The organism is Rathayibacter tritici (assembly GCF_002932875.1).
Taxonomy (GTDB): Bacteria; Actinomycetota; Actinomycetes; order Actinomycetales; family Microbacteriaceae; genus Rathayibacter; species Rathayibacter tritici.
Map to the genome: position 1 here is coordinate 28128 of NZ_PSWS01000062.1, position 17114 is coordinate 45241.

Below are 17114 nucleotides of genomic sequence, written 5' to 3' on the forward strand. Positions count from 1 at the left end.
GGACCAGTTCACACGAAACTGTATTAGACCGGCCCTAGCCTACCCTTCCGCTCCGGCGCCCCGATGCACGACGACCCGCTCTTGACGTCCTGCCCCCGTGGTGCAGTCGTGACGAGCGGCCCCGACTCAGGGCCGCTCGGGGTCAGTGGAAGCTGTCGCCGCAGGCGCAGCTACCGCCCGCGTTGGGGTTGTCGATCGTAAAACCCTGCTTCTGGATGGTGTCCTCGAAGTCGATGGAGGCGCCGTCGAGGTAGGGCACGCTCATCTTGTCGACGACGAGGCCGACGCCCTCGAACTCGACCGCCGCGTCGCCCTCGAGAGTGCGCTCGTCGAAGTAGAGCTGGTAGATCAGGCCCGAGCAGCCGCCGGGCTGCACGGCGACTCGAAGGCGGAGGTCGTCGCGACCCTCCTGCTCGAGCAGGCTCTTGACCTTCGCAGCGGCGGTCGGGGTCATCGAGACGCCGTGGGCCGTGCTCGGCTGGGTGGCGACGGGGGTCGCCGTCTGGTCGGTCAGTATGTCTGACATGTCACTCCTCAGGGGACGGGCGGAACGGTCGTCGTGCCTTCCGGGATTCTACGGCTGAAACCCGCCTGCACACCGGGATATTCCCTCGCCGGCGGTTAGTCGCGATGGGCGGTCGCGCGCAGGAGGAACAGCGCCTCGGTCTGCGCGGCTCGCTTGAAGACGCCCAGGTGCAGCGACTCGTTGGGGCTGTGTGCGCGCGAGTCGGGGTCTTCGACTCCGGTGACCAGGATCTGCGCCGTCGGGAACTCGCGCACCAGGTCGGCGATGAAGGGGATGCTCCCGCCGATGCCGGTCTCCAGCGGTTCGCGTCCCCAGGCGTCCGCCATCGCGCCCTTGACCAGGTCCACCGCCCAGCCGGTCGCGTCGACGAGGAAGGGGTTCCCGGTACTGACATCGTCGATCGCCAGGTGCGCGCCGAACGGGGCGTTGGCGTGCAGGTGGCGCTCGATCGCGGTGGAGGCCTGCTCCGCGTCCTGGCCCGGGGCGATGCGCGCGCTGATCTTCACCCGCACCGACGGCACGAGGGTGTTGGACGCGTCGACGACCGCGGGGGCGTCGATCCCGGTGACGGTGACCGCCGGCTTCGACCACAGGCGCGAGAGGATCGTGCCGGTACCGATCGGCGAGACGCCGTCGAGGAGGCCGGAGTCACGGCGCAGGTCCTCCTCCGTCATGTCGGGGACCGTACCGTCGTGCTCGGTGAGACCGGCGATCGCGACCGAGCCGTCCTCGTCCCAGAGCGTCGAGAGCAGGCGGACTGCCGCGAGCATCGCGTCCGGGACCGCTCCGCCGAGCATGCCCGAGTGCGAGGCGTGGGCGAGGGTGCTGATCGTGAGGGTGAAGGTGACATTACCGCGCAGGCCCACGGTCAGCGCGGGGGTGTCGACGTCCCAATTATCACTGTCGGCCACGATGATCGCGTCGGCCCGGAGGGCGCTGTGGTGCTCGCGAAGGAAGGTGGGGAAGGAGCGGGAGCCGAACTCCTCCTCCCCCTCGATGAAGAGGACGAGCCCGAGTTCGAAGTCTTCGCCCGCGACCTCGCGCAGCGCCCGGACCGCGGCGAGATGCGAGACGACACCGGCCTTGTCGTCGGCGGCGCCGCGGCCGTAGAGGCGGTCGCCGCGCACGGTCGGCTCGAACGGAGGGGTCTCCCACGCCGACTCTGCACCCTGGGGCTGCACGTCGTGGTGAGCGTAGAGCAGGACGGTCGGCGCCCCGTTGCGGGCGGCGCGGGTCGCGAGCACCGCGGGCTGACCGAGCACGTCGGTGCCGTCGATCGTGGCGCTGTGGAGTGCGATGTCGTCAAAGACGCCGGTCTCCCGCGCGAGCTCGGCGATGGCCTCGGCGCTGGCGGCCACCCGGGTGGCGTCGAAGCCGTCCCACGAGACGGACGGGATCCGCACCAGCTGCCCGAGCTGGGCGAGCGAGCGCGGCAGGTCGTCGCGGACGGCGGCGAGGACGGCCTCCTCATCGGAGGAGAGTACGGACGGAGTCGAAGCGTCGTGAGCCATGCAGGTAATCTTAAGAGATCCCCGAATCCAAGGACGTTCCCCGTGGCCAAGCACCCGATTGCAACCGACACGCCCGACGACGCCGGCTCCCCCGGCGCCGGCAAGGGGCGGCCGACGCCGACCCGGCGCGAGCAGGAGCTGGCCCGCAAGCGTCCACTGGTCGTCACCGACCGCAAGCAGGCCGCGCGCGACGCCCGCGAGAAGGCCGCGGTCTCCCGTGAGCAGGCTCGCCTCGGACTCGCCGCCGGCGACCAGCGCTACCTACCGCTGCGTGACAAGGGCCCCCAGCGCAGGTTCGTCCGCGATTGGGTGGACGCGCGCTTCAGCCTCGGTGAGTTCCTCATCCCGGTGATGGTCGTAGTCCTCCTGCTGAGCTTCTTCCCGCAGCCCGAGCTGCAGTACGTGACGCTCGTCATCCTCTGGGTGTTCTTTCTCGTCGCGGTAATCGACTGCATCCTCCTCGGCATCCGTCTGCGGCGGAAGCTGGCGGAGCGCTACGGCGCCGACAAGGTCGAGAAGGGCATCCGCTGGTACGCCGCGATGCGCGCCCTCCAGTTGCGCGTGATGCGCCTGCCCAAGCCGCAGGTCAAGCGCGGCGCCTTCCCCGAGTAGTCGGGCGGGAACGCCGAGGGCCGACAGCAGGGCGGCTCAGGAGTCGCGGGCCAGTCCCCGGTTGATCGCCCGGGCCCAGAGGGGTCCGCGGTAGATGAAGGCGGTGTAGCCCTGGACGAGGGTGGCGCCGGCGGCGAGACGCTGCCGCACGTCTGCGGCCGTCTCGATCCCACCGACCGAGATCACGCAGAACCCCGCGGGGACGACGGCGCGGAGCACGCGCAGCACCTCGAGTGACCGGGCCGCTAGCGGAGCCCCGGAGAGGCCGCCGACTCCGGCCGCCTCGACCACGGACCGGTCGGCGACGAGGCCTTCGCGCGAGAGCGTCGTATTGGTCGCCATGATGCCGTCTAAGCCCAGCCGGACCGCGAGCTCGGCAACGCGGCGGACCTCGTCGTCGGAGAGGTCGGGGGCGATCTTGACCAGCAGGGGCGTCGCGTCGGCGGCGTCCTTGACCGCGGCGAGCAGGGGCTCGAGGCGGTCGATCTCCTGCAGGCCGCGCAAGCCGGGGGTGTTCGGCGAGCTCACGTTCACGACAAGGTAGTCGGCAAGCGGCGCGAGGAGCCGGGTGCTGATCAGGTAGTCCTCGACCGCATCGTCCACCTCGACCACTCGGCTCTTGCCGATGTTCACACCGATCACCGGTCGGCGGCGTGCGCTGCGCAGGCGGACGAGGCGCTTCGCCGCGGCCTGCGCGCCGTGATTGTTGAAGCCCATCCGGTTGATGACGGCCCGATCGGCGATCAGACGAAACAGGCGCGGCCGAGCGTTGCCCGGCTGCTCCCGAGCGGTCAGCGTCCCCACCTCGACGTGCCCGAACCCCAGCGCGCCGAGGCCCAGGACCGCGGTGGCGTCCTTGTCGAAGCCGGCGGCGACTCCGAAGGGCGTCTCGAAGCGGAGTCCGAGCGCCTCGACCGACGGGGTGCCCCGCGGCACGGTCAGGCGCCGCAACGCCGGGGCGACGCCGCCAAGAGCCCTGATCACCGGGAAGCTGAGGTGGTGCGCCTGCTCGGGGTCGAGGCGACGCAGGAGGGTGCGGAACAGCAGCGGGTACACGGGGGCCTCAGATCTCGTCGGCGCGGTTCGGCACGGAGCCGCGTTCGGCGCGAAGCTGCGTGATCGCCGACTCGAAGTCATCGAGCGAGTCGAACGCCTGGTACACGCTGGCGAAGCGGAGGTAGGCCACCTCGTCGAGCTCGCGCAGCGGCGGCAGAATGGCGAGGCCGATGTCGTTGGCGTCGATCTGGGAGGCACCGGTCGAGCGGATGCTCTCCTCCACCCGCTGCGCGAGCACCGCCAGATCGGAGTCGGTGACGGGACGTCCCTGGCAAGCCTTCCGGACGCCGCTGACGATCTTCTCGCGGCTGAATGGCTCCACGACTCCGCTGCGCTTGATCACAACGAGGCTCGCGGTCTCGGTGGTTGAGAAGCGACGTCCGCAGGACGGGCATTGGCGGCGGCGACGGATGGAGAGACCGTCGTCGCTCGTGCGGGAGTCGATCACGCGGGAGTCGGGGTGCCGGCAGAAGGGGCAGAACATCGAGGGCCTCTCGGTCTCAGGCGAAGCGGGCGTCGACGGCGTCCCCGTGAGCGGGTAGGGCCTCGGCGTCGCTGAGAGCGCGGATGTGCGGGGCGACCCGCTCGAGCGCTGCGCGGTCGTACGAGATCAGCTGCTGCGGGCGGAGGAACGTATAGGCGCCGAGCCCCGAAGAGAAACGCGCCTGCCCAAGTGTCGGCAGCACGTGGTTGGATCCGGCGAGGTAGTCGCCGAGGCTGACCGGAGTGGTGGGGCCGAGGAAGATCGCGCCGGCGTCGTGGATCCGCTCCGCCATCGCGACCGGGTCGACCGTGTGCAGCTCGAGGTGTTCGGGGCCGTAGGCGTCACTGAATGCGCAGGCGAGGTCGAGGTCGTCGACGATCACGAGCGCCGACTGCGGGCCGCCGAGCGCGATCGCGACCCGCTCGGCGTGCTGGGTGCCTGCCGCCTGCTCGGCGACCTCGCGCTGCACGGCTGCGGCGAGGTTGGCGCTGTCCGTCACCAGGACCGCCGACGCGGCCTCGTCGTGCTCGGCCTGACTGACCAGGTCGGCAGCGACCAGGCGCGGGTCGGCGGAGTCGTCGGCGATGACGAGAATCTCCGTTGGGCCGGCCTCGGAGTCGATGCCGACCTGGCCGAGCACCTGGCGCTTCGCCGTGGTGACCCAAATATTGCCCGGGCCGGTGATGATGCTGACGGGATCGAGGCCGATCGAGTCGACACCGTAGGCCAGCGCGGCGACTGCGCCCGCGCCTCCGAGCGCGTAGACCTCGTCGATGCCCAGCAGCGCGGCAGCCGCGAGGATCGTGGGGTGCACGGAGCCGCCGAATGCCTTCTGCGGCGGCGAGACCAGGGCGATGGAGGCGACACCGGCGGCCTGGGCGGGCACCGCGTTCATCACGACGCTCGAGGGGTAGACCGCTTTGCCGCCGGGGACGTAGAGGCCGGCGCGAGCGACGGGCTGCCAGCGCTGGGTGACGGTGGCGCCGTCGTCGAGCTCAGTCGTGCGGGCCGGCGGGATCTGCGCGGCGCTGGCGCGACGGACACGGGCGATCGCCTCCTCGAGAGCGCGGCGGATAGCCGGGTCGAGGCGGTCCAGGGCCTGCGCGATCTGCTCGGCGGGCACGCGGAGGTGCGGGGGGCGCACGCCGTCCAGCCGCTCCGACTGATCGAGCAGCGCGTCGGCACCGCGCGCGCGGACGTCGGCGATCAGCTCGGTGACCACGGGCCCGACGGCCGCGGAGGTACCCGGATTGCGGGGTACGAGGTCGAGGAGCTCGGCGGCGGAGGGACGACGGCCGCGGAGGTCGAGGGTCTGGATCATGGCCGCCCCAGTCTACGCGCCGCCCTCCCCGGCTCCCTCGCCCCCGCTGCGCCTCGACCACCAGGCCCGGCCGCGCAACGCCCATCCCGCAGCCACCCCTTCGCCGCCACACCCAAGGCGAACCGCCGATCCGCGTCCCAGCGGATCGCCGTAGCCGCACGCACCCCGCTCCACACAACCCCGCCACCCTCCCCAGCCAACCGCGCCGAGCCGGGCAGGGACCGGCTCACCACGCCCAAGGCGAACCGCCGATCCGCGTCCCAGCGGATCGCCGTCGCCGCACGCACTCCGCTCCACACAACCCCGACACCCTCCCCAGCCAACCGCGCCGAGCCGGGCAGGGACCGGCTCGGAAGTCAGTACAGACAGTTCGGCCCCAGCAGGCTCTTCAGCTCCCCGAACAGGTCCGGCGTGATCCGCACCGGGAACGGCACCTCGAAGACGCGCGCGGTGTCGCCCTTGATGAGCTTCAGGCGGACCTCGGTCCGGCCCGAGTGGCGGATGAGCACGTCGCTGAGCTGCGAGATCGTGTCGGTGGTCGCGCGCGGCTCGGGCATCGAGACGGTGAGCGGTCCGGAGTCGCCGTCCTGGCTCATCTCGGGGGCGAAGAGGCTGAACGCGTGCAGGTTCATCCCGTCGTCGCGCATGCTGACGCGGCCACGGACAACGACGATGGAGTCGTTGGTGAGCGCGGGGGCGAACTCCTGGTACGCCTTCCCCATGAACATGCAGGTGATCTCGCCGCCGAAGTCCTCGACCTGGATCATCCCGTACTGGTTGCCGGAGGCTTTGGCCATCCGGTGTTGGACGCTCGTGACGAGGCCAGCGACGACCACGGTCTCGCCGTCGGCGATCGTCTCCGAGATCAGCAGGTCGGCGATGGTCGTGCTGTAGTGCTTGGCGAGCTCGGTCTCGAGCCCGGCGAGCGGATGGTCGGACACGTACAGGCCGAGCATGTCGCGTTCGAAGGCGAGCTTGTCCCGCTTGGCCCATTCCGGACGCTCGGGCACCTGGATCGCGGCCTGCGGCTCGTCCCAGAGGCTGTCGAAGTCGAAGCCGACCTGGCCGTTGGCCTCGTTGCGCTTCTCCCCGACGGCGGCCTCGACGGCATCCTCGTGCACCTCGACGAGGGCGCGGCGAGTCGAGCCGAGCGAATCGAAGGCTCCGGCTTTGATCAGCGATTCGATGGTGCGCTTGTTCGCCACCTGGAGCGGCACCTTGCGGAGGAAGTCGTGGAACGTCTCGAATCGCCCCTTCTCCTCGCGTGCGGCGCGGATCCCCTCGACCACGTTCGTTCCGACGTTGCGGACGGCGCCGAGACCGAAGCGGATGTCGGTGCCGACCGCGGTGAAGAAGCCGATCGACTCGTTGACGTCCGGCGGAAGCACCTTGATCCCCATCCGCCGGCACTCGTTGAGGTAGGCGGCCATCTTGTCCTTGGAGTCGCCGACGCTGGTGAGCAGCGCGGCCATGTACTCAGCGGGGTAGTGGGCCTTGAGGTAGGCGGTCCAGTAGGACACCACTCCGTACGCCGCCGAGTGCGCCTTGTTGAAGGCGTAGTCGGAGAAGGGCAGGAGGATGTCCCAGAGGGTCTTGACGGCCTCCATCGAGTAGCCGTTGGCGATCATGCCGCCGGAGAAGCCCTCGAACTGCTTGTCGAGCTCGGACTTCTTCTTCTTGCCCATCGCGCGCCGCAGCAGGTCGGCCTGCGCGAGGGTGAAGCCCGCGAGCTTCTGCGCGATCGACATGACCTGCTCCTGGTACACGATCAGGCCGTACGTCCCACCGAGCACCTCCGAGAGCGGCTCCTCGAGCTCGGGGTGGATCGGGGTGATCTGCTGCACGCCGTTCTTGCGCAGCGCGTAGTTGGTGTGGGAGTCGGCGCCCATCGGTCCCGGGCGGTAGAGCGCGAGGACCGCGGAGATGTCCTCGAAGTTGTCCGGTTTCATCAGGCGCAGCAGCCCGCGCATCGGTCCGCCGTCGAGCTGGAACACGCCGAGGGTGTCTCCGCGGGCCAGCAGCTCGTAGGCCGCCGGGTCGTCGAGTTCGAGGTCCTCCAGCACGAGATCCTGCTTGCGGTTCGCACGGATGTTGTCGAGGGCGTCGTCGATGATCGTGAGGTTCCGCAGCCCCAGGAAGTCCATCTTGATCAGGCCGAGGGATTCGCACGCGGGGTAGTCGAACTGCGTGACGATCTGACCGTCCTGCTCCCGCTTCATGATCGGGATGATGTCGAGCAGCGGATCGCTGGACATGATGACGCCGGCCGCGTGCACGCCCCACTGGCGCTTGAGGTTCTCGAGTCCGAGCGCGGTGTCGAAGACCAGCTTGGCCTGCGGATCCTCGGCGATCACAGTGCGGACGTCGAGCGCCTCCTTGTAGCGGGCGTGTGCGGGGTCGTTGATTCCGCTGAGCGGGATGTCCTTGCCCATGATCGCGGGCGGCATCGCCTTTGTCAGCTTCTCGCCCATCCCGAACGGGAAGCCGAGGACTCGTGAGGCATCTTTGAGTGCCTGCTTCGCCTTGATCGTGCCGTAGGTGACGATCTGGGCGACGCGCTCGTCACCGTACTTGTCGGTGACATACCGGATGACCTCGCCGCGGCGACGGTCGTCGAAGTCGACGTCGAAGTCGGGCATCGAGACGCGGTCCGGGTTGAGGAACCGCTCGAAGATCAGGCCGTGGCGCAGCGGATCGAGGTCGGTGATCTTCATCGCGTAGGCGGCCATCGACCCCGCGCCGGAACCGCGGCCGGGGCCGACCCTTATCCCGTTGCGCTTGGACCAGTTGATGAAGTCGGCGACGACGAGGAAGTAACCGGGGAAGCCCATCTGCAGGATGACCTGCGTCTCGTAGTCGGCGCGAGCGCGCACCTCCTCCGAGACACCGTCCGGGTAGCGCTCGCGCAGTCCGGCCTCGACCTCTTTCACGAACCAGGTGTCCTCGGTCTCGCCCTCGGGGACCGGGAAGCGGGGCATGTAGTTGGCGGACGTGTCGAACTGCACGTCGCAGCGCTCGGCGATGAGGAGTGTGTTGTCGCAGGCCTCGGGGTGGTCGCGGAAGACCTGGCGCATCTCGCGCGGCGACTTGAGGTAGAACTCGTCCGCGTCGAACTTGAAACGCTTGGGGTCATCGAGCGTTGTGCCGGACTGCACGCAGAGCAGCGCGGCGTGCGACGTCGCGTCGTGCGCGTGGGTGTAGTGCAGGTCGTTAGTGGCGACGAGCGGGAGGCCCACATCCTTGGCGAGCCGGATGACGTCGCCGATGACCCGCCGCTCGATGTCGAGACCGTGGTCCATGATCTCGGCGAAGAAGTTCTCTGCGCCGAAGATGTCGCGGTAGTCGGCGGCCGCCTGCCGCGCCTCCTTGTACTGCCCCAGGCGGAGGCGGGTCTGCACCTCACCGCTCGGGCAGCCGGTCGTGCCGATCAGCCCCTCGGAGTACTGCGAGAGGATCTCGCGGTCCATCCGCGGTTTGAAGTAGTAGCCCTCGATCGAGGCGCGCGAGGAGAGGCGGAAGAGGTTGTGCATGCCCGTCGTGGTCGAGCTGAGCAGCGTCATGTGTGTATAGGCGCCGGAGCCGGACACGTCATCGCCGCCCCCGTCGCCCCAGCGGATCCGCGTCTTGTCGGAGCGGTGCGTGCCCGGAGTGAGGTACGCCTCGGTGCCGATGATGGGCTTGATCCCCGCCGCCGTCGCGGTGCGCCAGAAGTCGAAGGCTCCGAACACGTTCCCGTGGTCGGTCACGGCGATCGCCGGCATGCCCTCCTCGACCGCCGCATCGATCAGCGGCTTCACCCGCGCGGCACCGTCGAGCATCGAGTACTCACTGTGCACGTGCAGGTGGACGAAGGAATCGTTACTCGGCAAGGATGCGCCTCCGGCGGACTGCGGGCAGGGGAGGGACGGCCGGCGACCCGGGAGGGCCCGTGGGCACGACGGGAAGAAGTCTAACCGCGCCGGACGCGGCTCCCGCCCGGAGGGCGCGGATCACTCTCCGCGGAGTACCTCCAGGGCGTGCGCGAGGTCGTCGGGGTAGGCGGCCTCGAACTGCACCCACTCCCCCGTGCCCGGGTGCGTGAATCCGAGCCGGACCGCGTCGAGCCACTGGCGGGAGAGGCCGAGGCGCTTCGAGAGGGTCGGATCGGCTCCGTACATCGCGTCGCCGACGCACGGGTGGCGCTGTGCGGCCATGTGCACGCGGATCTGGTGGGTGCGACCGGTCTCGAGGTGGATCTCGAGGAGGGAGGCGAACGGGAAGGCCTCGATCGTCTCGTAGTGAGTGACCGAGGGCTTGCCGTCGGCGCGGACCGCGAACTTCCAGTCCGAGGACGGGTGACGGCCGAGCGGAGCGTCGATGGTGCCCGCGAGCGGATCCGGATGGCCCTGCACGACCGCGTGGTACACCTTCTCGACCGTGCGGTCGTGGAACGCGCGCTTGAGGTGGGTGTAGGCCTGCTCCGACTTCGCGACGACCATGAGGCCGCTCGTTCCGGCGTCGAGGCGGTGCACGATGCCGGCCCGCTCCGCCGCTCCGGAGGTCGAGATCCGGAAACCGGCAGCGGCGAGGGCGCCGAGCACCGTCGGCCCCTCCCAGCCCACGGCGGGGTGCGCAGCGACCCCGACCGGCTTGTCGATCACGACGATGTCGTCGTCGTCGTGCACGATGCCGAGGTCGGGGACCGCGATCGGCACGATCCGAGGCTCCTCGCGCGCGGTCCACTCGACGCTCAGCCAGGCGCCGGAGCGCACTCGGTCGCTCTTGTCGAGGACCCGGCCATCGACGCTCACTCCGCCGGCCTCGGCCACCTCAGCCGCGAAGGTGCGCGAAAAGCCGAGCAACTTGGCGACGGCCGCATCGACGCGCAGGCCGTCGAGCCCGTCCGGGACCGGCAGCTCTCGGGACTGCACCATCAGCGTCCGCCGCGGCTGCCGTCGAGCCCGATGCCGCGCAGGCTCAGCAGAACGAACAGGGCCATCGCCGTGCAGATCGCGACGTCGGCGACGTTGTAGATCGCCGGGAGCAGCCACGGCGTGAAGAGGAAGTCGACGACGTGTCCGAGCCCGAAGGAGGGTTCCCGGAACAGCCGGTCGAAGAGGTTGCCGAGCGTGCCGCCGAGCAGCAGTCCGAAGAAGACCGCCCACGGAGTGGACCGGATGCGGCGAGAGAACCAGATGACCGCGATGACGACGCAGGCCGCGATGATCGAGAAGATCCACGTCGATCCGCTCGCCAGAGAGAAGGCCGCACCCGGATTTTTCACGTAGTGCAGGATCAGCACGTCACCGAGAACGTGAACGTCCTCGCCGAGGGTCAGAGTCGTCGTGACCAGGAATTTCGCGATCTGATCGATCGCGAAGACCGCGAGCGCGACGAGGCCGAGGGTGACGAGCACCCTCGGCCTGACGTCCGCTGCGGCGGAACTACGCCCCAAAGCCCGACAGCGAGGACTCCGACGTCGCCGGCTGGGTGTCGAGGTCGCGAAGCTGACCCTCGATGTAGCTCTTGAGCTTCTGGCGGTACTCGCGCTCGAAGGTGCGGAGCTCGTCGATGCGGTGTTCGACGGTTGCCCGCTCCTCCTCGAGCTTCGCAATCTGCTGGCGCTGTGCGGCCTCTGCCTCGGCGACCAGACGCGCGGCGGTCGCACGACCCTCGGCGACCAGGGCGTCGCGCTTCTCGGCACCCTCACGTACGTGCTCCTCGTGCAGGCGGCGAGCCAGCTGGAGAAGCCCGCTGGAACTCTCGGCCTCATCGACCGGGGCTGACTGCTGGGCACCGCTCGGAGCGGTGACCGGAGCGGGAGCCGGGGTGGGCTCCGGCTCGGGCTGCGGCTCCGGCTCGGGCGCCTCGTCGACGACCGGGGCAGGAGCAGGAGTGCTCTCGCGCGGGGCGTCGGAGACGCGGGCATCCGAGGGGCGGCTGTCGCCGGAGGAGAGGCGCTGACGCAGTTCCTCGTTCTCCTGGTTCAGGCGGCGAAGCTCCACGACGACCTCGTCGAGGAAGTCGTCGACCTCGTCCTGGTCGTATCCCTCGCGGAACTTGGTCGGCTGGAACCGCTTATTGACAACGTCTTCGGGAGTGAGCGCCATGGCTTTCCACCTTCGATTTCAAGTAGGTACACGTCTAACAACGCGCGACTAAAGCTAGCAACTTCAGGCGCACGGCGCAGTGCTGACACCGCGGGGAACGTCCGGACGTGCCAACGATACGACGCGTCAACGATACGACGTGTCAACGATACGACGTGTCAACGATACAGGGACGTCTAGGCTCGCTGTAGCCACGTCGCGATGTACATGCCCACGATGACGCAGAGCATGGTGAGACTCCAGCCGAAGTCGAGGGCGATCGGGCCGATCGAGACCGGCTTGATCAACCGGCGAAAAAAGCCGATCGGGGGGTCAGTGACCGTGTAGACGCCCTCCGCGGCGACGAGGCCGGCACCGCGCGGGCGCCAGTCGCGACGGATGACGCGGACGAGGTCGAGCACGAACCGCGCCCACATCGCGAAGAAGTAGAGCAGGAGCACGAAGTAGAGGACGCTCCCGAGGAGCGAGACGACGGAGTTCACCGGGGGCCAGGGCTCCCCGAGGTCAAGACTTCGCAAAGAACGACGCGTCGGCGTCACTCTCGGCCGAGGCGGAGTCGCCGGCGACGGTGATGTGCGACGGGGAGAGCAGGAACACCTTGCTCGTCACCCGCTCGATACGGCCGTAGAGCCCCTGCGAGAGTCCGCTCGCGAAGTCGATGAGGCGGCGGGCGTCCGCATCGCTCATCTGCGAGAGGTTGATGATCACGGGGATGCCGTCGCGGAAGTTCTCCGCGATGACCTGCGCGTCACGGTACTGCTTCGGGTGGACGGTGAGGATCTCGTTCATCTCGGCGTGTGCCGTCGCCTTCGGGGTCTGGGGGGTGGGCTTGCGGAGCGGGGTGACCGTCGCGCGCGGCTGCTGCACCGGCTCGACGGGCGGGACGGGCTGCACCGGGGAGACCGGTGCGCGGTGGGCCGTCGCCGGGGCCGCCTCGACGGGCTCTGCGCGCTCGTACTCGACCTCTTCATCGGCGAGTCCGAGGTAGACCATCGTCTTCTTCAGCGGGTTGGCCATGGTGTCCTCCGTGTTGTGTGTGCTCCCACAGGTGGGTCATCACGAGGTTAGGTGCGGGCGGGGCGTTCTCCGGTGATTGCCGTCCCGATTCGCAGGTGTGTCGCACCCTCGGCGATCGCCTCGGCAAAGTCGTGCGACATCCCCGCCGAGATCGCTGTCGCGGCGGGGTCGATGGAGCGCAGCCGCTCCGAGGTCGCACGCAGCCGGGCGAAGGCGGGACGGGGCTCCTCGCCCAGCGGAGCGACCGCCATCACTCCGCGCAGGGTCAGCCCGGGAGCCTGCGCGAGGGCTTCGGCGAGGGGCTCGATCTCGGCCGGGGCCGCTCCCCCGCGGTCCGGATCCTCGGTGAGGTTGACCTGCAGGAAGACGTCGAGCGGCTCCTCGCCGGTGTCGAGCAGCGGGACGAGTGCGAGCCGGTCGACGGAGTGGACCGCGCTCGCATAGCGGCGGACCTGCCGGGCCTTCTTGCTCTGGAGCTGCCCGAGGAAGTGCCAGCGCGCCGCGCTACCCGCGAGGTCGACCGACTTCTCCTGAGCCTCCTGGTGCCTGTTCTCGCCGAAGTCGACGACACCCAGCTCGAGGAGGTCGCGCAGCACGGAGACCGGGTGGAACTTGGTCACCACAATGGTCGTCACCGAGGAGGCCTCGCGACCGACCGAGCGGGCCGCGTCGGCGACCCGCTCGGAGACCTCGGCCCAGCGCGCGGCCAGCTCCGGATCAGCCACGGTTACTTGAGGAAGTCCGGGATGTCCAGGTCGCTGTCGTCCTCGTCGAAGGACGGGTCGGCGACAGGGGCCGGAGCGGCGACAGGGGTGCTCGACCAGATCGAGCCGGCAGCGGGCGGCGCGGCGGGAGCCGGAACGGGAGCCGGCTCGGCGGTCGGCTCGGCCGCGGAACTCTGCTGCTGGCGAGGCTGGGCGATCGCGGCCGGAGCGGTCCCGCCCGGCTCGCCGCCGTCGAAGCCCGCGGCGATGACGGTCACGCGCACCTCGTCACCGAGCGTGTCGTCGATCACCGCGCCGAAGATGATGTTCGCCTCGGCGTGCACCGCCTCCTGAACGAGGCGGGCCGCATCGTTGATCTCGAAGATGCCGAGGTTCGACCCGCCCTGGATCGAGAGCAGCACGCCGTGCGCGCCGTCGATACTGGCCTCGAGCAGCGGGGAGGCGACGGCCAGCTCGGCCGCCTTGATCGCCCGATCGGCACCGCGCGAGGAGCCGATGCCCATCAGCGCCGAACCTGCGCCCTGCATGACCGACTTCACGTCGGCGAAGTCGAGGTTGATCAGGCCGGGGGTGGTGATCAGGTCGGTGATGCCCTGGACACCGGCGAGCAGTACCTGGTCGGCCGTCGCGAACGCCTCCAGCATCGAGATCCCGCGGTCGCTGATCTCGAGGAGGCGATCGTTCGGGACGACAATGAGGGTGTCGACCTCGTTCTTGAGCGTCGCGACGCCGGCCTCGGCCTGGGTCTGGCGGCGGCGGCCCTCGAAGCCGAAGGGCTTGGTCACGACGCCGATGGTCAGCGCGCCGATCGACTTGGCGATGCGCGCGACGACGGGCGCGCCTCCGGTGCCGGTTCCGCCGCCCTCGCCCGCGGTGACGAAGACCATGTCGGCCCCGGCGAGGACCTCCTCGATCTCCTCGGCGTGGTCCTCGGCGGCACGGCGGCCGACCTCGGGGTCGGCACCTGCGCCGAGACCGCGGGTCAGCTCACGTCCGACGTCGAGCTTGACGTCGGCGTCGCTGAGCAGGAGCGCTTGAGCGTCCGTATTGATCGCGATGAATTCGACACCGCGCAGGCCGAGCTCGATCATGCGGTTGACGGCGTTGACGCCGCCACCGCCGATGCCGACGACCTTGATCACGGCGAGGTAGTTCTGGTTTGAAGTCACGTCTCCGGCCTCCGGGCTGAACCTTAAACCTGTAGTTGAGGCTTAAAGTTATGCTGAGTATGCATTTGGGGTTCGGCTCTGACGGTAGGCGGAGTCCGGTCGCGCTCCCAGCAGACACGCCAGCAACGCCCGAAAGAACGCGCGGATCCGCCGGACCTTAAGATCGGGGCGCGACGACCGCGGCTTCGGGCGAGGACACGTCGTAGCTGCCGACGGCGGCCGGATCGGTTGCGGCCATCAGCTTCTCGAGCACGACGGCCTTGAGCGCCGACTCGTCGGAGCCGCCCCACACCACGGACGCGCCGTTCTGCAGGGTGAGCGCGACATCGTCACCGGTCGTGGCCGTGGCGGCCGTGACCTGCGCGGCGAGCGAGGCGGGCAGTGCGCGCAGCACACGCGCGGTGGCGCGGAAGCCCGCTCCGGACGCGTCACCTGATGGGGTGGTGAGGACCGGATAGCCCGGCTGCGCCGCGTCCGCCGATTCGATGACCACTCCTGCCGCATCGACGAGCTCGAACCGGCCGCCCTTCGCGATCACGCCGAGCGGGGAGCGCTCGATGATCGAGACGACGAGGGTACTCGGCGGCCGGGTCTGCACCGAGTAGCTCTGGATGAGCGGCGACGCCCCCAGCACCCGGCCGACCTCGTCGCGGTCGACGAGGGTGAGCGGCACACCGAGCTGATCGTCGAGCGCGCTCTGCATGGCGGCAGCATCAACACGCTGGGTGCCCGTGATCTCGATCGTGCGTACCGCCATCAGCGGCGAGTACGCGGCGACACCGACCACCGCCGCTAGAGCGACCAGCGACCCGGCGACGACGAGAGCGATCAGGCGCCGCCGACGAGCGCGCTTGGTGAAGCGGCGGACCTCACCGCGCTCGTAGCGCCTCCGCTCCCGAGCGGCCCGCGAGACGGCGCGGCGCTCGGCGCCCGGCAGCCTGAGGCCGGCGAGGGTGCGGCGGGCGGCGTCCAGACGCGAAGGCTCCTGCTCGGAGCGCGTGGGGTCCACGCGGACCGAGGAGACGACGTGGACCGGCTCGGTGTCCGGCTCCGCGGTACGCGCTCCGTCGCCGCGGCCGGGCAAGGGTGCACGGGCGCCGTCGGGCCGCCTCACAGCAGCTCCTCCGCGGCGGGCGTGTGAGCTGCGGTCATCGAGCGACCGGCGCGGCCTCGCTCGCGCCGAGCGACTCGAGCACCTGCGGGATGATCCGGTAGACATCGCCGCAACCGAGCGTGATGACGAAGTCGCCCTCGCGCGCGATCTCGGCGGTGCGGCGGGCCGCCTCCGCCCAGTCCGGCACGAACGAGACGCGGGACGGATCGGCGAACTTCTCGCTGACCAGCGCGCCGGTGACTCCGGGCTCCGGGTCCTCGCGCGCACCGTAGACGTCGAGAACGACCGTCTCGTCGGCGTAGCGCTCCAGCGTCTCGGCGAACTCGCGGGCGAAGAGGCGAGTGCGGCTGTACAGGTGCGGCTGGTGCACTGCGATGATGCGGCCCGCACCGACCACCGTACGCGCGGCGGAAAGAGCGGCCGCGACCTCGGTGGGATGGTGGGCGTAGTCGTCGTACACGCTGACGCCGCGGACCGCGCCGTGCAGCTCGAAGCGGCGCTCCGTTCCTCCGAACGCCGCCACGGCCTCGAGCGAGGCCGCCGGGTCGAAGCCCAGCCCCACCAGCACCGCGAAGGCACCGGCCGCGTTGATCGCGTTGTGCCGACCGGGGATGCGCAGGCGGGCGGAGTAGCGGCGCCCCTGGTACTCGAGCGAGAAGCCGACCGGACCCACCAGCTCGAGATCGACGACGCGGACGTCCGCTCCCACGTCCTCGCCGAAGGTCACCACCCGGCGGTCGACGATCCGCTCGGCGACGCGGACGGCGCCCGGGTCGTCGGAGGAGAGGACGACCAGTTCGCTCGCGGAGGACGCGAAGGTGACGAAAGCCTCCTCGAAGGCCTCGAGCGAGCCGTAGTGGTCGAGGTGGTCCGGGTCGACGTTCGTGATGAGCGCGACCGCGGGGTCGTAGAGGAGGAAGCTGCCATCGGACTCGTCCGCCTCGACCACGAAGACCTCGCCGGCTCCGGCGGCGGAGGAGGTACCGAGGCTCTCGATGATCCCGCCGTTAACGAAGCTCGGGTCGGCGTCGACGCCGAGCAGGCCCGTCACGATCATCCCGGTCGAGGTGGTCTTGCCGTGCGCGCCGGCGACCGCGACCAGGCGCTTGCCGCGCACCAGCCAGGCGAGCGCCTGCGAGCGGTGCAGGACGGGCAGGCCGCGCTCCTTCGCGAGCAGGTACTCGGGGTTGTCAGGCCAGAGCGCCGAGGTGACCACGACCGCTTCGGCGTCGCCCAGAGTGGCCGCGTCATGCCCGATGGCGACCGGGACCCCGAGTTCGCGCAGCTGCTCGATCGGGTGCGACTCACGCACGTCCGAGCCGGTGACCCGGTGGCCGGCGTGCTGGAACAGGCGCGCGATCCCGCTCATCCCGGAGCCGCCGATGCCGATGAAGTGGACCGAGCCGAGCTCGTCGGGGACGGTGATGCCGAGGTCGGGCTTGATCACGGGGCTCTCGCTTTCGGGTGGGACACGGCGGGCGGAAGGTGCC

General features: G+C 69.9%; 16 protein-coding genes. 1 reads left to right on the top strand and 15 read right to left on the bottom strand.

Features of this window, described 5'->3' with window-relative positions; genetic code table 11:
- Nucleotides 1-142 precede the first annotated feature (142 nt).
- Both erpA and C5D07_RS12035 read right to left on the bottom strand, forming a co-directional pair.
- Nucleotides 143-526, bottom strand: coding sequence for an iron-sulfur cluster insertion protein ErpA (erpA, locus tag C5D07_RS12030; RefSeq protein ID WP_104259428.1), 384 nt, complete (start codon nt 524-526; stop codon nt 143-145).
- Between the two features lie 95 nt (nt 527-621).
- Complete coding sequence (locus C5D07_RS12035; protein WP_104259429.1) at nt 622-2037, bottom strand: dipeptidase; 1416 nt, start codon at nt 2035-2037, stop codon at nt 622-624.
- A 42-nt stretch (nt 2038-2079) separates the two neighbouring features.
- On the opposite strand from C5D07_RS12035, the gene C5D07_RS12040 reads away from it, so the two are divergent.
- On the top strand, nt 2080-2649 hold the full coding sequence (locus C5D07_RS12040) for a DUF3043 domain-containing protein (protein WP_068252669.1): 570 nt from the start codon (nt 2080-2082) through the stop codon (nt 2647-2649).
- Between the two features lie 36 nt (nt 2650-2685).
- Here the strand turns inward: C5D07_RS12040 and C5D07_RS12045 are convergent, their stop codons facing one another.
- The 13 genes from C5D07_RS12045 to murC all read right to left on the bottom strand — a co-directional run bounded on the left by C5D07_RS12045 (nt 2686) and on the right by murC (nt 17071).
- On the bottom strand, nt 2686-3705 hold the full coding sequence (locus C5D07_RS12045) for a quinone-dependent dihydroorotate dehydrogenase (protein ID WP_104259430.1): 1020 nt from the start codon (nt 3703-3705) through the stop codon (nt 2686-2688).
- Between the two features lie 7 nt (nt 3706-3712).
- Complete coding sequence (gene nrdR, locus C5D07_RS12050) at nt 3713-4189, bottom strand: transcriptional regulator NrdR (RefSeq protein WP_104259431.1); 477 nt, start codon at nt 4187-4189, stop codon at nt 3713-3715.
- Nucleotides 4190-4205: 16 nt separating this feature from the next.
- Nucleotides 4206-5510: a histidinol dehydrogenase gene (gene hisD / locus C5D07_RS12055; protein ID WP_104259432.1), complete on the bottom strand. Its 1305-nt coding sequence runs from the start codon at nt 5508-5510 to the stop codon at nt 4206-4208.
- Between the two features lie 356 nt (nt 5511-5866).
- Entirely contained in the window at nt 5867-9328 is a 3462-nt protein-coding gene (dnaE, locus tag C5D07_RS12060) for a DNA polymerase III subunit alpha (RefSeq protein WP_068257147.1), read from the bottom strand.
- Between the two features lie 171 nt (nt 9329-9499).
- Entirely contained in the window at nt 9500-10420 is a 921-nt protein-coding gene (locus C5D07_RS12065; protein ID WP_068257145.1) for an RluA family pseudouridine synthase, read from the bottom strand.
- 2 nt (nt 10421-10422) lie between these two features.
- Entirely contained in the window at nt 10423-10905 is a 483-nt protein-coding gene (gene lspA / locus C5D07_RS12070) for a signal peptidase II (RefSeq protein WP_068252657.1), read from the bottom strand.
- Between the two features lie 28 nt (nt 10906-10933).
- A complete protein-coding gene (locus tag C5D07_RS12075; RefSeq protein ID WP_068252654.1) occupies nt 10934-11599 on the bottom strand; it encodes a DivIVA domain-containing protein in 666 nt (221 codons plus the stop codon).
- Nucleotides 11600-11775: 176 nt separating this feature from the next.
- Nucleotides 11776-12081, bottom strand: a complete 306-nt coding sequence (locus tag C5D07_RS12080; protein WP_068212828.1) for a YggT family protein — start codon at nt 12079-12081, stop codon at nt 11776-11778.
- A 22-nt stretch (nt 12082-12103) separates the two neighbouring features.
- Nucleotides 12104-12616 (bottom strand): cell division protein SepF, encoded by a 513-nt coding sequence (locus C5D07_RS12085; RefSeq protein WP_068252651.1) that lies wholly within the window; start codon nt 12614-12616, stop codon nt 12104-12106.
- Nucleotides 12617-12663: 47 nt separating this feature from the next.
- A complete protein-coding gene (locus C5D07_RS12090) occupies nt 12664-13341 on the bottom strand; it encodes a YggS family pyridoxal phosphate-dependent enzyme (RefSeq protein ID WP_068252648.1) in 678 nt (225 codons plus the stop codon).
- A 2-nt stretch (nt 13342-13343) separates the two neighbouring features.
- Nucleotides 13344-14510, bottom strand: a complete 1167-nt coding sequence (gene ftsZ / locus C5D07_RS12095; protein WP_068252645.1) for a cell division protein FtsZ — start codon at nt 14508-14510, stop codon at nt 13344-13346.
- A 157-nt stretch (nt 14511-14667) separates the two neighbouring features.
- Nucleotides 14668-15624, bottom strand: coding sequence for a cell division protein FtsQ/DivIB (locus C5D07_RS12100; RefSeq protein WP_167542349.1), 957 nt, complete (start codon nt 15622-15624; stop codon nt 14668-14670).
- 34 nt (nt 15625-15658) lie between these two features.
- Entirely contained in the window at nt 15659-17071 is a 1413-nt protein-coding gene (gene murC / locus C5D07_RS12105; protein ID WP_068252642.1) for a UDP-N-acetylmuramate--L-alanine ligase, read from the bottom strand.
- Nucleotides 17072-17114: the final 43 nt, after the last annotated feature.

What these genes read in the sequence shown, in the direction of transcription:
- erpA (WP_104259428.1), bottom strand. Translation starts at nt 526, where the DNA reads ATGTCAGACATACTGACCGACCAGACGGCGACCCCCGTCGCCACCCAG.
- C5D07_RS12035 (WP_104259429.1), bottom strand. Translation starts at nt 2,037, where the DNA reads ATGGCTCACGACGCTTCGACTCCGTCCGTACTCTCCTCCGATGAGGAG.
- nrdR (WP_104259431.1), bottom strand. Translation starts at nt 4,189, where the DNA reads ATGTTCTGCCCCTTCTGCCGGCACCCCGACTCCCGCGTGATCGACTCC.
- hisD (WP_104259432.1), bottom strand. Translation starts at nt 5,510, where the DNA reads ATGATCCAGACCCTCGACCTCCGCGGCCGTCGTCCCTCCGCCGCCGAG.
- dnaE (WP_068257147.1), bottom strand. Translation starts at nt 9,328, where the DNA reads ATGCTCGACGGTGCCGCGCGGGTGAAGCCGCTGATCGATGCGGCGGTC.
- C5D07_RS12075 (WP_068252654.1), bottom strand. Translation starts at nt 11,599, where the DNA reads ATGGCGCTCACTCCCGAAGACGTTGTCAATAAGCGGTTCCAGCCGACC.
- C5D07_RS12085 (WP_068252651.1), bottom strand. Translation starts at nt 12,616, where the DNA reads ATGGCCAACCCGCTGAAGAAGACGATGGTCTACCTCGGACTCGCCGAT.